At 63.4% G+C, this 15268-nt stretch carries 7 protein-coding genes (1 of these 7 running past the window's edge); 2 read left to right on the forward strand and 5 right to left on the reverse strand.

All coding sequences use genetic code 11. The features are described from left to right. The 5 genes from GEV05_14240 to GEV05_14260 form a co-directional block, all read right to left on the reverse strand. Positions 1-6576 carry the beginning of an LEPR-XLL domain-containing protein gene (locus GEV05_14240; protein ID MPZ44531.1) on the reverse strand. Its footprint begins 23775 nt before the window's first position, so 6576 of the gene's 30351 nt are visible here — the first part of the coding sequence; the start codon lies at positions 6574-6576; its stop codon lies off the left edge, out of view. A gap of 474 nt (positions 6577-7050) precedes the next feature. Next, positions 7051-8643: a peptide ABC transporter substrate-binding protein gene (locus GEV05_14245; protein ID MPZ44532.1), complete on the reverse strand. Its 1593-nt coding sequence runs from the start codon at positions 8641-8643 to the stop codon at positions 7051-7053. 35 nt (positions 8644-8678) lie between these two features. Next, positions 8679-9890, reverse strand: coding sequence for an alpha/beta hydrolase (locus GEV05_14250; GenBank protein MPZ44533.1), 1212 nt, complete (start codon positions 9888-9890; stop codon positions 8679-8681). A 26-nt stretch (positions 9891-9916) separates the two neighbouring features. Next, positions 9917-11404, reverse strand: coding sequence for an FAD-dependent oxidoreductase (locus GEV05_14255; protein ID MPZ44534.1), 1488 nt, complete (start codon positions 11402-11404; stop codon positions 9917-9919). A gap of 72 nt (positions 11405-11476) precedes the next feature. Further along, on the reverse strand, positions 11477-12946 hold the full coding sequence (locus tag GEV05_14260; protein MPZ44535.1) for an MmgE/PrpD family protein: 1470 nt from the start codon (positions 12944-12946) through the stop codon (positions 11477-11479). A gap of 152 nt (positions 12947-13098) precedes the next feature. Between GEV05_14260 and GEV05_14265 the strand changes: the two genes are divergently transcribed. Both GEV05_14265 and GEV05_14270 read left to right on the forward strand, forming a co-directional pair. After that, the gene (locus GEV05_14265) at positions 13099-14130 is read left to right on the forward strand and encodes a tripartite tricarboxylate transporter substrate binding protein (GenBank protein MPZ44536.1); all 1032 of its coding nucleotides are present in this window, start codon (positions 13099-13101) and stop codon (positions 14128-14130) included. A gap of 59 nt (positions 14131-14189) precedes the next feature. Beyond that, on the forward strand, positions 14190-15268 hold a 1079-nt coding region (locus GEV05_14270), incomplete at its 3' end, for a peptide ABC transporter substrate-binding protein (GenBank protein MPZ44537.1).

Genomic DNA, 15268 nt, shown 5'->3' on the forward strand with positions numbered 1-15268 from the left:
CGGATCGGTCAGCGCGCCGTACAACTCCGGCAGCGTGATGCGACCTGAGGTACCCGCCTGAGTGTTCGGGTCCTTGAGCGAGAGCGCTAGCGAAGCCGCGAGCGTGCCCACGCCGTTGGCGACGCCGATCTCGACGAAGTCGAACAACCTGGCGATCGCGTCGATGTCGGCGGCGCTTGCCTGCGCCAAAGCGGTCAGCGATGCGTCCTGGACGAAGAAATGGCTGGTGAGCGAATCGTCGTCGAGCGGGTCCTCGGGCGTGGTATCGGGACGCAGCGGGGACAGGTCGATGCCGAACGTCACGTCCAGCGTGACGCCGCCATCCACGCTCACTTCGCTCGCGCTGCTGATCGCACCCAGCGGCTCCAGCCCGACGTCGAAGCCGATCGCTACCGGTTGCGGCGCGAACACCTGCGCCAGCGTAACGTCGAACGTGAGCAGGTTGGTAGCCGCATCGTAGCGCACACGCGTCGGGTCGCCGCCCAGGCGCGCCACGATCCGCTCGGTCAGCTCCTGCAGCGTCGAGTAATTCGGCGTGCCGTCCGGCGCCGTGACGAGCGCCACCATCTGATCGGTGAAGGCGCGGCCGAGGTCCACGACGTCGCCCAGCGTCGTATCGGACGTGAACGGAATGCGCGTGCCGAACACACCCGAGTCGCCGAAGCCGTCGAGCCAGCCGCCCAGTTGCTGCAGGAGAGCGAGGACCGATTCCGGAGTGACGTTCGAGAAGTTGAGCAGGTCTTCGAAGTTGCGCGCCTCGAACGTGGGCGCGGCGCCCCCGAAGAGATCGTCGTCGGTGACGAGGATTATCGGCTGGTCGGTTCCCGTCTCCAGCGGCCGCCCCCCGATCGTCGCCTGTACCGGCAGTGTCGCCGTCACGGTCCCGGTCGACGTCAGGTTCGAGAAAGCGTCGGCGCCTGCACCGATCAGCTCGCCGATCGTGAGACGCCCGTCGTCGTTGGGGTCGGTGAACGTCCCTGTCACGCGGCCGTCGAGGGCCACGTTCCCGCCCACGATCCGGGCCCCCAGGAAGCCGGCCGTGATGCCGGCGTCGAGGTTGGTCGCCGACACCGAGCCGGTCGCCACGAACTTCTCCGCCCGCACGAAGAACGCTTCGCCGAGGTCGATGCCGGGCGTGAAGTTCACCCCGAAAGCGAACTTCGGCGTGTTCTCGTCGGCCGCGCTGACGAACTGCAGACCCGCGTCGAGCGCAAGCTGGGCCGAGGCGTCCACCGACAGTCCGAGGCCGGAGGCTTCGGACCCGAGAGCGATCGGAATCTCGCTACTGCCGCCCAGCGCCAGGTCGAGATCGAACACCAGCTCGGTCTGGCTTGCGTCCGCGACGAGGTCCGCGAACTCGCGGCGAAGGGCGGCGACCAGCCCGCTCAGCGTCGGTGTGGTGTCGTCGGTGAAATAGGCGGCGACCGGCTCGTAGAGCCGGCTGCGCACTCGCGTCGCCAGGTCGAGCGCGTCGCCGAGCGAGCTGTCGGCGAGCGGCAACTGCTGTGTGAAGGGTGCAGAGTCGTCGAGCCGGTCGGCCCAATCCACGACCGTGAGGAGCCCCTGCAACATCGCATCGCGCACGAAAGCAGGAATCGGGAGGTCCTCGGGCAGGCCGAGGTCGCCTTCGACGTCGATGCGCGAAAGCACCGCGATCAGGTCGTCGAGGCTGTCGATGTGACCATCCGTCGCGCCGTCGATCGAGATCTTCAAGGAACCCAGGCTCACGCCACTCGCATCGGCGGCGAGCGTGAGGCCGTCGATGTCGAGCGCGCCCTCGATGTTCGCAACGAACATGTCGGTCAGCTCGGCAGGGCTGAACTCGTCCAGCGTGATCCGCTCGTCGGCCCCGGCTCCGCTCGTGGGATCGACCAGATTGACGCTGACCATGCCGGCGAGGCTGATGCCCTGGTTCGGGGTGACCGTCGTGTCTTCCTCGAGCCGCACCTGGAAGACGTCGGCGATCTTCCCGGTGATGCTGGGATCGTCGATCAGGGCCGAAAGGCCCAGCGTGATCTCGGGCGCCTCGTCCTCGGCGAGGAAGAAGCGCTCTCCGATGGGCACGTCCGGGTGGAGCCGAATGCCGATGGGAAGGCGGAACTGCGGATCCACGGTGAACTTGACGTCGCCCGTACCGTCGAACGCCAGCCCGGCGACACTCGTCCCGAGGTCGAGGTGCTCGGTGAACTGGATCGGGTCGGGGTTGAACGGGATGGTGAACTGCAGTGCGCGCTCGTTTCCGCTGCCGGTCACTGCGACACCAAGCGCCTCCAGGTCGACGCCCAGGAATTCGGCGAGCTCGGTGATCAGATTCTGCAGCGTGGGGATCTCGGCCGTAAGCGTCAGGCGCTGTTTCAAGCCGGTTATGAAGTCGTCGAACTGCTGCGCGAGCGTCCCGAACCCGACCACGCGGAACACTGCCTCATCGGAGGCTTGATCTCCCGGACTCGACCCCGTCGGTCGCGGCGCCACGAAGTCCGGATCCTGGTTCAGATCCTTGCCGAACTCGACGACGAAATCCGTTTGCTCGACCTGCGCGATAGTGCCTTGGACCTCTATCCCGCCGCTTTTGTAGAAGACGGCATCGCCGACGTCTATGCCCTTCGACGCGATGTTGGTGTCCTGCAGCAGAATGACAAACTGCTTCTTGTCTCCGACCTCGAACGTGCCCGAGACGCTCGCCACCTGGCTTGGCCCGATGTCGACGCTGGCGACATCTCCCAGGACATCTCCCATGGTCTTGTTGACGATCGGCAGCTTCGTTCCCAGCACATCGGTCCCGGCGTATTGTTGAACCAGGCTGGACAGGGTCGAGAGCCCGGCGAGCACTTCGTCGGCAGCGCTCTCGATCGTGTTCAGGAGCTCTTCCGCCGCCTGGGTGGTGGCCGCCACGGAAAAGCTCTCGGGGGTCGCGATGTCCGACCACGTGAAGGTGACTTCGGCATTCCCCAACTCAAATAGCGGGACGCCATCCGTCTCCAGCGCAGAAATGGTGAACGTCGCGGCGAGGACGACGTCATCCGCGGACGGGTTACCGATCAGGCTCACCTCGCCCAGTTGCGTGACCGGCACTTCGAATTCCGGTGCGCGCACCACGCCGTCGAGTGCATCCGTGCCCGGATCGTCGAGCTTCAGCTGAAGTCGCACGCCGGGATCGACCGTGAGAGCGGCGTCCATCAGGTCGACACCCAGGAATCCGAAGCGTCCGGCCGCCTCGACCGGCCCGCTGATCCTGATGTTCCTCAAGGTCAGTTCCGGATCATCCGCGGTGTTCGGCCGAATATAGAATCCGCGGCCATCCACTCCGGCCACGAGGTGCAACGCGACGTCCGCGGCGATCTCTGCCGAACCTTGCACATCGATGGTTCCGAGCGGACCCTCGCGGCCGAGACCCAGATCGGCGTTCCACTTCAGCGTCTTCTCGATGCGGATGTCGAATTCGGTTCGATCATCGTCGGGTGATGGTGTGTCTTGGCCCACGTCGATCAGCCTGACGTTGTCCTCGGAATCGAGCCCGTCGAGTCGGTGCCGCAATTCTTCGTTCGTGGTGATCGTCTCGCCGATATCACGCAGACTGAAGGCGCCGAGCCCGTCTTCGATGAGCCGACCCAGGATTTGCGGCTGCGTCAGCGCCGGGTTCGGCAGCGCGTTGCCTCCCGCTCCTGTGGGCGCAAGTCCGAAAGACTCACCGACCACCGCGATGTCACGCGCCAGCAGCCTTTCGTAGCGCCCGAAGGCGCTGTCGGCGAACGCCAATCCTTGGCGCATGAAGGCGAGCACCGTTTCTGCGGGCGGATCCGGAGGTCCCACGATCTGGGACACGGAACCGAACTCGACGGTCTGGTAGTCCAGCCCAACCTTCAGGACGGTGGCGCCGTCGACACCCGAGCTCGTGGTGCCGATGACGAAGGTGTCGCGCTCCCCCAGCTTGTTCGCTTTCACGAACAACCTGTTTGTGCCGGAGCCGCCGTCGTAGTTGATCGAAAACACATTGATCACGCCGTTCTTGGCGTTATCGAGGATCAGGTCGTCATTACCGTCCAACCCCTTGACGATGATCGACACCAGCGTCGAACGGGTTGCGGTATACGTCGGAACGACAAGAACCGGATCGAAGTCCGCTGGGGAAGCGGTCCGGCCCGGCAACTGGTAGAACTGCACGAACCTTCCGCTCGCGTCCAGCCGGACGTAGAAAGTGTCATCCCCAGGAGTCCCCGCCATGGTGACGGTGAGACCGCCCTCGGAGTTGAGCACCACCTTGTCGACGTAGACTTCGAAAGGTCTGCCATCCGCCGGGCCGACGCCGGAGTCGAAGGGCGCAAGATCCTTGGTGCTGTTGGAGTTGTCGGGCCATGCGGCGTAAGCGGTTCCGCCAAAGGCAGCAATCCCGGCGTAATCGCCGAAATCGAACGGGTCGATGTCGTTTGGCTTGGCACGCTTGAAGTCCGCCCCGTCCTCGTCGGAAGTACCATCGCTGACCTTTACATTTCGAAGCCATTTGACGCCACCATCGAGACTCGCCGAGGCGAAGTACTGAACCTCCTGGCCATCCGTGGTGTTCTCGACAGGGGGAGGCGTTCTGATCTTGTCCTTGGGGTCTACCTTCTTGCTGTTGCGCGTGTCGAACCAGGAGCCGAAGACGGCACCAGTGACTTGGTCCACGCTGATGGCCGGGAAGAACTGGTCGTTCTTCCCTCGTTTGTCGTCGTTGACTCGAACGCGGTCGCTCCAATGTTCGCCATCGTCGTCCGAGTGCTTGACGAAGATGTCCATACCGCCATCGACTGTCCGGTCGGCATACATCAAATACAGCCGACCATTGTGCGAATAGGGGCCGCCGTTGCTGCGGTCGTAGGCCACGTAAGGACTGGCACCCGTTCCCCTGGCGGGTGTCGCGTCGATACCGCTGCGGACAGCGGCAGTCTTGGGGGCCGTCAGTGGTTCGATGTCCCTCTTGAAGTCCAGCCCGTCCTTGAGCCCGTCCATATCCCGAGCCATCTGTATGTCGGTGGGTATGGATCGATTGCCGTCTTTGAAGTCCATCCACGCGACGACAACCTGACCCTTCGGACCTACGGTCGGGACAGCCATGTTGCCCGGGCCGTTCGAAACGATGTCGAAGCGAGCGAACGGCCCAACGCTCGCCGGGCCGCTGACCGAAGCACCCTGGATCGAAATGCTCTCGGCACCGTCCTGATACGTAATGAACACTGCCTCGTTTCCCGGTGTTTCGGCATCCGGCCCCGTGGCGATCCATGGCTTGTCGAACCCCGACACCGCAGGAGCATTCAGCTTCCTGATATCGAGATAGGAAAGCCCGCCGTTGCCGCTCATGGCGTACATGATGGTGTTGAAGTCCTTGCCCGCATCGCTGCCCGTACCCCGCACCTGGGTCAGGTAGGCGACATGGACATTGCCGAATCGATCGAACGCGACCGACCCATCGATGGCGACCGCACCATCGACAGGAGCGTCCGCCCCAACCTTCACGACATCCCAGCGCGTTCCCGCGCTCAGGCTTCTCATCGTGAACTCCAAGCCTTTCCCGAGAACGTCGTTGGCCGTGGCTACGATATGACTGGGCAGCAACGGATCCACTGCAATGTGGGTTTCGATCTGACTGTTGTTCGCGCCACTCGCGTTCGAATCCTTGTCTGCCCGCAACAATTCAGCGCCATGAAAGGTGCCTGTGACAGCGGCCGCCGCCTGCAACCCCTGCGTAGATCCCTCCACGTGCGCGTACCCGAGCAGGTGCCGGGCCTCGTGGTCGAGCAACGTGGTGAGTGCGAACGCGTAGTCATCAACCGTCATGCCGTCCGCGAAAATGTTTTCGCTGAAGACGAATGCCACGTCGCGTCGGTCCTCGTTTCCGACGTCCACTTTCTCGGCCAGACCGAGGAAAGATCCGTAGTCCGAAAAGATCGAGTCGTTGCCGCCGACGTAGATCGTCGAATACTCGATTCCCAGGTCCGGCTTGTTGGTCATGACGATCAGTCCGAGGTCAGCGAAAACCTCGTCAAGGCGATCGAGCGCCAACTCGATGATCGCGTTCTCCTGTCCGGCAAGATCGCCCGGTGCCTCGAACGCAGGGACTCCTAGATCCTGGATACGGACAGCCCCGTCGTAGACCACACCCGACTCGCCATCCAGATCGAGGTAGAGCACCTGTCCGGCGAAGTCCGCCGCATCGCCGCTCGTCAGCTGCAGCTCGGGCAGATCGAGTTGCGGCTCCGCCGCGAGGATCGACGCCTCGAATGCAAGCGGACTCATATCGACCGGTGCGTACGCGCCCGTTTCTGCGCCTGGCGCGAGCGCAGCAAGCACGGAAGATCCCATCTGGGGGGCCAGCTCGATCGCGGGCTGGTTCTCCACTTGGTGGAGATACAGAGCAGCGGCCGTCTGATCTCGCGGTGAAGTGCCAGGAGCTGCGGCCGCGAGCAAATCGGCGGAAAGCAGCAGGCGCTGTTCGAGTGGCTCGAACAGCAATGTGCGTCGACTTGGTGGCCCGCTTGCTGTTGTGCGTACAGCCCTATGGTACGCCTGGCCCTGAGATGCCCTACGTCTGCGTCCGAACATTGTCTTCTCCTCGCGAGAAGATCAATGCACCGGCGGCGATGCCGGTGCGCCGTAGAAGAGCTTGCCCATCCAGCCCGAGTGCAACAGGTCAGGGGGCGAGGCCCGCACACACCCGCAACCAACAGAGCTACTTACTTAATCACTCTACTCCTCAACACTGTCATTCGCAAAGCAACATGCATACGTATCAGCGCCTCTGCGGCAGGCTCTTGAACGCCTCCCCCAGTGCGGCGTCGACCTTCTGCCAGTTGTCTTCCGAGTATCCCGCCGACAGCGCCTCAGAAACGCGCGATTCAACTGGCCCACCAACGCCGCGCTCGAGCTGCTCGATGCGGGCCATTCAAGATTTCTGATCGCGCCCGCCCGCGTTTACGCGTGCACCGTACCTTCCTCCGGAAAGTAGCAGGCGGCCCGATGGCCGAGCTGCGCACCTTCGACCAGCGGCGGCGGCGTGGCGATGCGCGCCACGTTCTGCTACTTCTTGAACGTCACGTCTTCGATGTGGATCTCGCTGTTGGTCGAGATGCTGGGCTTGAAATTGATCCTGTTGCCGACCCTCGAATAGCCGACCATGTGGTACATCCAGACATCGGACACGATGTCCTGCTGGATCATCCGGAAGACTTCCTGCCAGGTCTTGCGCCGTTCGTCGCCCGACAGGGAGGAAGCCTTCGCGATCAGCGCGTCGAGCTTGGGATCGCACACCACCGACTGCGCCCCTTTGCAGGCGAACTTGTTGAACACCGAGAAGACGGCGTCGCCATTGTTGTTGTCGTGCTGCTCTTGCAGCAGTACCGGACCGCGATCTTCGGCATAAGGCTTGGTGAGGATGTCGATCCATTCCGCCACCTCGAGCATGCGCATCTTCACCTTGAAGCCGGCGGCCTGCAGCATGGCCATCGTCGCCTCCATGTGCTCCGTACCGTTCGGGTAGAGATTGGTCCGGCCGACTATCTCGAGCTCCTTGTCGACCGGCACGCCGGCGGCCTTGGCCTCGGCCAGGAGTTTCTTGGCCTTCGCCAGGTCATACGGATACGGCTTGAGCGTCGGATTGTGTCCGTTGATGCCCGACACGACGATCTGGGTCGCCGGGATGACGTCCTTGGAGAGCACGCTCTTCAATGCCGCGCGGTCGATGGCATAGTTGAGCGCGAGCCGCACCCGCTTGTCGTTGAGCGGCGGGCGCGTCATGTCGATGCGCAGCCGCGATGTCTCGGAGTTCGGATAGCTGAAATCCATACTCGGGTCGTTGGCGTCCTGCACCGCGATGTCGGGAGCGATATCCGCCTCACCCACCTTTACCATGGCCGCGCGCACGGCCGATTCCTTGCGCCAGAGGTAGCGCACGCCAGTGGCTTGCGGCTTCTTGCCCCAGTAGCCGTCGAAGCGCGTGAGCGTGATCTCCTGGCCCGGGACCCACTTGTCGAACTTGTAGGGCCCCGTGCCGATCGGATTCAGCACGAGCTTGTCCGTCGGCGTGTTGGGCGAAGAAAGCGACACGACCCCCATGCGCGTCGGCAGGATCGGCACTGCCTTGCTGGCGGAAATCTCCAGCGTGGACGGGTCGATCGCCTTGGCGACGATCTTGAGATCGCCGAAGGACTTCGTGCGCGTCTCGCAGTCCAGCCCGCCGGTGCCTCGCGCTCCGGTCTTGAGGCCGGTGTCCATGGTGCGATGGATGGCTCTCACCGCGGTTTCCGCGTTGAACGGCGCGCCGTCGTGGAACTTGACACCTTCGCGCAGCTTGAAGCGCCAGGTCTTGTCATCGACCTTGGTCCACGAGAGGGCGAGCCGCGGCGTAATGCTGCCGTCCTTGGGATCGATTTCCGTCAGCGTCTCGACGATGTTCTGCTTCACCACGCGTCCGACGGACGAACGGTTCGCATTGCAGCCGTCGAGACCCTCCGGCTCTTCCGACAAGACCACGGTGACGATCCGGTTCGGTGCCGAGGCGGCCTGAAGCGCCCCGCTGATACCGAGGGCAAGCGCCAGCGCGGCCGCACGGACCGGCCACTGCGACAGGCTGAGCGGTTTGCGCGCACTTTCGTGCAAGTCGATGCGATTCATGCTGTTCTCCTCCGGGCCTGGCATTGTGGTTGATACTACTTGACCCACCAATGCATGGAGTCCTGGCTCTCGCCCTGCGTGCCATGCGGGCCGCCACCGCCGGTTCGCAGATACATCTTGCGCGCATAGCCGGGCTTGAACTTGCCCGCGAGGGCGTCGACGAGCCAGTCCATGCCCATCGAATGACAATCCATGCGCTGGCCCTGCGCCGGAAATAGGGTCGTCTGGTGGTAGGTGTCTTCGTAAACCCAGAGCTCCTTCGGCGCCGTGATCCGGTCGTAGAAGCGGTAGACGAGCTCGACCGGGCTGCGCGCATCGTACTCGCCGGTGGTGAGCAGCGTCGGCGCGGTGATACCGGCTTCCTTCCCTTCGACGCTCATTTGACTCACGATGCGATCGAGCTCTTCCTCGCTCTTGGCGCCGGTGAGATAGCCGAAGAGCTGCTTGTAGCGCGGCGAGAAGGTATCGAGGATGTAGTACTTGTCGAGGTAGGAGGCCCAGGCGCCGACGGTCGCCTTGATGACCGGATCGCCCATTGCCGCCGCGGCCATACCCCAATGCGACCCCATCGATTGCGCCAGGACGGCGATGCGATCGGGGTCGACTTCCTTGCGTCCTTGCAGCCATTTCGCGATGGCGATGACCGCGCGCTCGTAGTTGTCCGCGGTGAGCTTGATGCCGCGAAGATTGCTCATGCCCTGGCCCGGCCCGTCCATCGACAGCAGATGCATGCCGCGATCCAGAGCGTGGTTGATCTGCGGGTCCGGATAGATCTCCTTGGTCATGTCGCAGCCGGGAATGAAGATCACGGTCGGCGCTTTCGGGCGGCCCTTCAGCATGTGGAAATTGCACTGCAGCTCGACGCCCTCGAATGGAATCTCGACGCGCTCGATCGGGTAGGGCGCGAGCTCGATCACCTTCTCGTAATTGGCGATGCAGCGCCCGTGCAGATAGCGCTTCTCGTCATTGGTCTCGAGCACCGGGTGCTGAGCAGCGGCGAACTGGGCGGAGGCGCGGTAGTAGAGCTCGAAGGCCGTCATTTTGTGGCCGGCGACTTCCTCCTCCGCCGCCACGCGCTCCATGCGCTGGGCGATGCGACCGACATGCTTCGAGATCTGCGCATGGCTCTTGACGCTCGCCGGGAATACCCGTCCATCGGCATCCCAGTGAAAGACGCGGCCGGTCTCCTTGACCAGGTAGTCGAAAATCCATTGCTGCCGATCACGGTCCAGACGGGGTTCACGCATCGCTGCAATCCCTCCATGTGAGAAGTCTATCGCTGCGCACCGATCGCATCGGCTGCGCCGCTGCCCGCGATCTTGCCGAATACACACCCTGATACGAGACCCGTTCCGGCCGGATAGTTGAAGTAAAAGATGCCCCCGACCATCTCGCCAGCGGCGAACAGGCCCGGGATCGGATTGAAGGTCAAGTCGACCACCTGGCCGGTTTCGGATTCGATGCGCAATCCGCCAAAGGTAAAGGTGATGCCGCAGGTGACGCCGAACGCTTCGTACGGTGGCGTGTCGAGCGGATTGGCCCAGTTCGATTTCGGCGGCTCGACTCCGATCGTGCGCCGGCCGTCCTTCGCTCCCTGATTGAACGGGATGTGCGTTTGCACCGCTGCGTTGTACGTGCGCACGGTGTCGAGGAACGTCGCTGCATCCACGCCTTCGAGCTTTTGCGCGAGCTCTTCGAGTGTGTTCGCGACCGCGCGCGTAACGTTGCGGCCGTCGTACTCCGGCCGCAACAGCTTGCGGACCTTGGCATCGAAAACCTGCCAGGCGAACTGGCCGCTCTGACGCAGCACTTCAGCGCCGTACTTGGCGTAAGTGTAGTTGTAGAAGTCCGCCCCCTCGTCGACGAAGCGCTTGCCCTCGGCGTTGATCATGATGGAGAGCGGATAGCTGTGGCGATAGGGATCGTGCGAGCGTGTCACGTCGCCGAACTCGGCGGCGTGCATCTCCCAGGAGGTGGCGTGCCGTCCCGACCAATTGCCATAAGGCGCCGCCCCGATGTCCAGTGCCATGCGCAAGCCGTCGCCGACATTGAAGCGGGAGCCGCGCACCTTCGCCAGCTCCCAGCCGGGGCCCAGGTAGCGCGTACGCCACTCCGGGTTGGCCTCGAAGCCGCCGCAGGCGAGAATCACGGCCTGGGCGCCGTAGTCGGTCACTTTGCCATGGAGCTTGGCTTTCACGCCCAGCACCCGTTCGCCGTCGTAGATGAGCGAAACCGCACGCGTCTCGTAAAAGATGTCGATTCCCTTGCGCGCGGCGGTCTGCGTCAGCGTATGCACCAGTCCATCACCACCGCCGGTCAGGTGCAGGGGAAAACGTCCGAAGAATTTGCGCCGGCCGTCGACGATTGCGGATTGATGGCGATAGTTCGGCTCGAACCGGCCGCCCTGGCTGCGCAGCCATACCATCGTCTCGAAGCTCTTGGTGATCAACGCCTCGCTAAGCGCGGGATCGGTGCGATAGCTGGTGACACGGTAAAGGTCGTCGTAGAACTGCTCCGTGGTGTTGCTCTCCCAATCGGCCGCGGCAGCTTCCTCATCCGTGAGCTCGGTAAGCTGACGCAGCTCGTCGACGTTGTTGTAGACAAAGCGCATGACGCCGCCGGCAAACCGGCTGTTGCCGCCCGACTCGTCGATATTGGCAGCTTCCAGCAGGCACACGCTCACGCCCTTATCCCGCGCCGCCAGAGCCGCGCACAGCGCCGCGTTGCCTTTACCGACCACCACGACATCGTACTGTTGCATGAGATCCTTCCTCGCTTGGATCAATAGCGCTGCCGGTGAATTCGGATGGCGCCCCTCTCACCCGCACGTGCACTACGTGAGGCGTTCCAGTGACCGCGCAGGCGCGGCCAACGACGCTACCGGCTGCAGCAACGCGGTCAGCTCGCGCAGCGAGTCGAGCGTCTCCAGCGCTTCGATGCGGCGAGCGGCCGATGCGGCGGCTTCCTTGCCGACGACCTGGGCCGCGCAATCCTCGAACTTGGCTCGGAGCAGTGCGTAAGGAATGGGTTCGGCGGCCGTGCGACCCAGCGGGCGATCGACCTTCACGGCAACCGAGCGCCCGTCGGTCAGCGTGACTTTCACGCTGGCATCGAACGGATCGTCCGGCGCGAACAGCGCGCCCGTGTACGGCGCCGCGTGCACGCGCGGCAGGACGCTACGAACACGCCCATCGCGATGAGCTTCGTCATCGAAGTGCTGCAGCAGCACCTTACCGTCGAGCAGCGCTCGCGCGACGCAATACTGCACGCTGAATTTGGCTTCCAGCGCGCTGCGCGGATCGGGCCGATCCGTGTGCAGCAGCCGCGACTCGTGCGTTGCTACATCGACCCGCGCGATTGCGTCCGGCGCAAGCACACCGTGGCGGCGCACGAGCTCCAGCGCGCCTTGCACGGCAGCATGCGTGCTGTAGCAGCAGGGATAGAGCTTATAGCTTGCGCCCGGCTCGACGATATCGTACGGCGCCAGCCAAGCGGCCAGTACCCGCTCGGCATCATAATCGCCTTCGCCCGCGAAGAGCTTGAAGAAGCCCTGCTTGTGCTCGAAGGCGTCGGGGTTGGCGGTGAAGCCCTTGCGCGCGAGCAGCGCCGCGAGCAGCCCGCCGCGCGCGCATTGGCCGGCGTGCAGCGACTTGGCCATGGTGCCGAAGTTGGCCTTGGTGCCGGCGGCGAGCGAGGTGCTCAATGCCAGCGCCGTTTCCGTCTCGGCCACCGAGAGACCCAGCATGCGGGCACGTGCCGCGGCCACTGCAAACACACCGAGGGTCGAGGTTGGATGCCAGCCCTTGTCGCTGTGCAACGGGTTGACCGCGAGACCGATACACCCGGTCTCGAAACCCACCGTATGTCCGAGCAGCAGATCGCGGCCGCTCGCACCGAATGCTTCCGCCGCCGCGATCAACGCCGGCACCATCACCGCCGATACGTGCCCACCCAGGTTGGAAGCGGTATTGTCGAAATCGAGAACGTGCGCCGCGGTAGCGTTTACCAAGGCCGCATCCAGACAACCGACGCGGCGCGCGCTGCCGAACACCAGGGATGATCCGCTTGCGTTGTCGAGCTCGAGCACCTCGTCGACGATCCGCGGGGCGGATTCGCGACTTCCCACCAGCGCCACGCCGATCGTATCGAGAACCGCTACCCGGCTGCCGTAAACGGCCGCCGCAGGCAAATCGTCATAGCGCAGCGCACAGATGCGCTCTGCAAGCTCGCGCGCCAGTCTCATGCACCAGCCCTCCCCCTTTACGTGGGGTTCGATCGAAATCGCTTTGGGTTCGACCAGCATAGCAGAATACCCAGGCCTTACGACGCATCAAGGCCGTCGGCAGCGCGCACCCCGAGCAACTGGTCTGCGAGCGAACCCTGTAGTAAAAAGACATCTAGCCAGCGCTTGGCTCCCTTTGCACGGACGACTTCCGAAAAGCGAGGAGGCAGCACATGATCGCAAGCAATGCAGTCGGGGAAACGCGCGCAACTTTGCTTGCCAGTGGCAAGCTCGAGTTTCGCACCCGGGTTGGTCTGGCGGCAGCCGCGCTGGCGCTCTCGCTGCCCGCAGCAGGCGCGCAGGTCCAGGACAAATGGCCGAGCCGGCCGATCCGTTTGATGACACCATTCGCGCCGGGGGGAGGCTCGGACATCATGGCGCGAGCGCTTTCGCCGCTCGTGTCCGAATCGATCGGGCAGACGATCGTGGTGGACAACCGACCCGGTGGCGGCGGCACCCTCGGCGCTTCCCTCGCGGTCAACGCCGCTCCCGATGGCTATACGTTCATACTCGTTTCCGGCAGCTACGGCGCCAACGCCGCGCTGCACGACCTGCCGTACGACTCCGTCACCGGCATCACGCCGATCATCCTGATCGGAGAAACGGGACTCATCGTGACGATGAACCCGAAAAGCCCCGTCAAAAGCATCAAGGACCTGATCGCGTATGCCAAGGCCAACCCGGGCAACCTACACTTCGGTTCCGCTGGAGTGGGTGGACTTGGGCACCTGTCGCAGGAGCTGTTCCAGCTGATGACGAAGGTAAAGCTGACCCACGTGCCCTACAAGGGCAGCGGTCCCGTCATGAATGCGCTGCTGAGCGGAGAAGTGCAGTCGAGCTTCAGCAGCCTGGTGCCCAGCATCCCCCATATCAAGGCGGGCAGGCTGTATCCCATAGGCATCACCACGCCCAAGCGCAATCCTGCTGTGCCCGATGTGCCGTCAATCAGTGAAACGGTACCCGGTTACGCCGTGACTCATTGGTATGGAATCTGGGGCCCGAAGGGCATCCCCAAGAACATCGTCACGCGGATGAACCAGGAATTCGGCAAGGTCATACGCTCCGATGCGATCAGCAAGTGGCTCGCCAACGAAGGCATGATAGCGGCCGGTGGCCCGCCCGAGCAGTTCTTCAACCGGATCAAGAGCGACGTGGCGCAATGGAAAAGAGTGGTCAAGGAGGCCGGAATCTCCGTGAACAAATGACGGACGACTTGGGCGCCCAAGTCTAACCGCGCTCCAACAATGCGAGGAGGAGTATCGCCATGTTTCGAATCAGCTTGCGCCAACTTGGCACTACTGCGGTGTCGGTAGTCGCGCTCATGGCCATTGCGCTGATCGCGCCCGGGGCAGCGTTTGCGCAGAAGACCATCACCATCGTCATCCCCGAGGAACCGGATAGCCTGGACAACTGCAACAGCCCGCGATCGGCCGTGGGTCGGGTCATTCGCCAGAACGTCAACGAGACGTTGATCGAGCTCGACCCCAATGACAGCTCGCTCAAGCCGCGGCTGGCAACGTCGTGGAAGCAGGTAGACGCCACCACCTGGCGCTTCAATCTGCGCAAGGGCATCAAGTACAGCGACGGCACGCCGCTGACGCCCGAAGCCATCGCCAGTTCCATCGACAAGGCGCTGAGCCCGAAACTCGACTGCAACGCCCGCACCAAGATGTTCTCAGGCTTCACGATCAAGGTCGTGAAGGTCGACGATGCGACGATCGATATCGTCACCCCGCGTCCCGATCCCATTCTGCCGGTGCGCATGACGACGATGACCATCGGTGCTCCAAACGAGCCCATCAGAATCATGAATAACACCGTTGGCACCGGCCCCTACATGATCGACCGCTACACGGCCAATAGCGAGGTCGTGTTGAAGCGCAACCCGCATTACTGGGGCAAGAAGCCGCAACTCGACGGCGCCCGCTACGTGTGGCGCAAGGAATCCGCGGTGGCCGCCGCGATGGTGAAGGTCGGTGAAGCCCATGTGGCAACCAACATCTCACACCAGGACGCCACCGACCCGAAGACGGACTTCGCCTATCCCAACTCGGAGACCAACTACCTTCGCATCGAATCCCTGGTTCCGCCATTCACCGACAAGCGGGTGCGCCAGGCGCTCAACTACGCGGTCGACCGTGAGGGCTTGCATGGGGCGATCATCCCCAAGCAAGCCATGATCGCCACACAGATGGTGATTCCGCGCATCGCCGGACACAATCACGCACTCGACAAGCAGCGCTTCGAATACAGCCCGGAAAGAGCCAAGAAGCTGCTGGCCGAAGCCAAGGCGGCCGGTGTGAAGGTCGACACGCCAATTGATCTCCTGTGTCGAATCAACCA

Source organism: Betaproteobacteria bacterium (genome assembly GCA_009377585.1).
In the GTDB taxonomy this organism is placed as follows: Bacteria; Pseudomonadota; Gammaproteobacteria; order Burkholderiales; family WYBJ01; genus WYBJ01.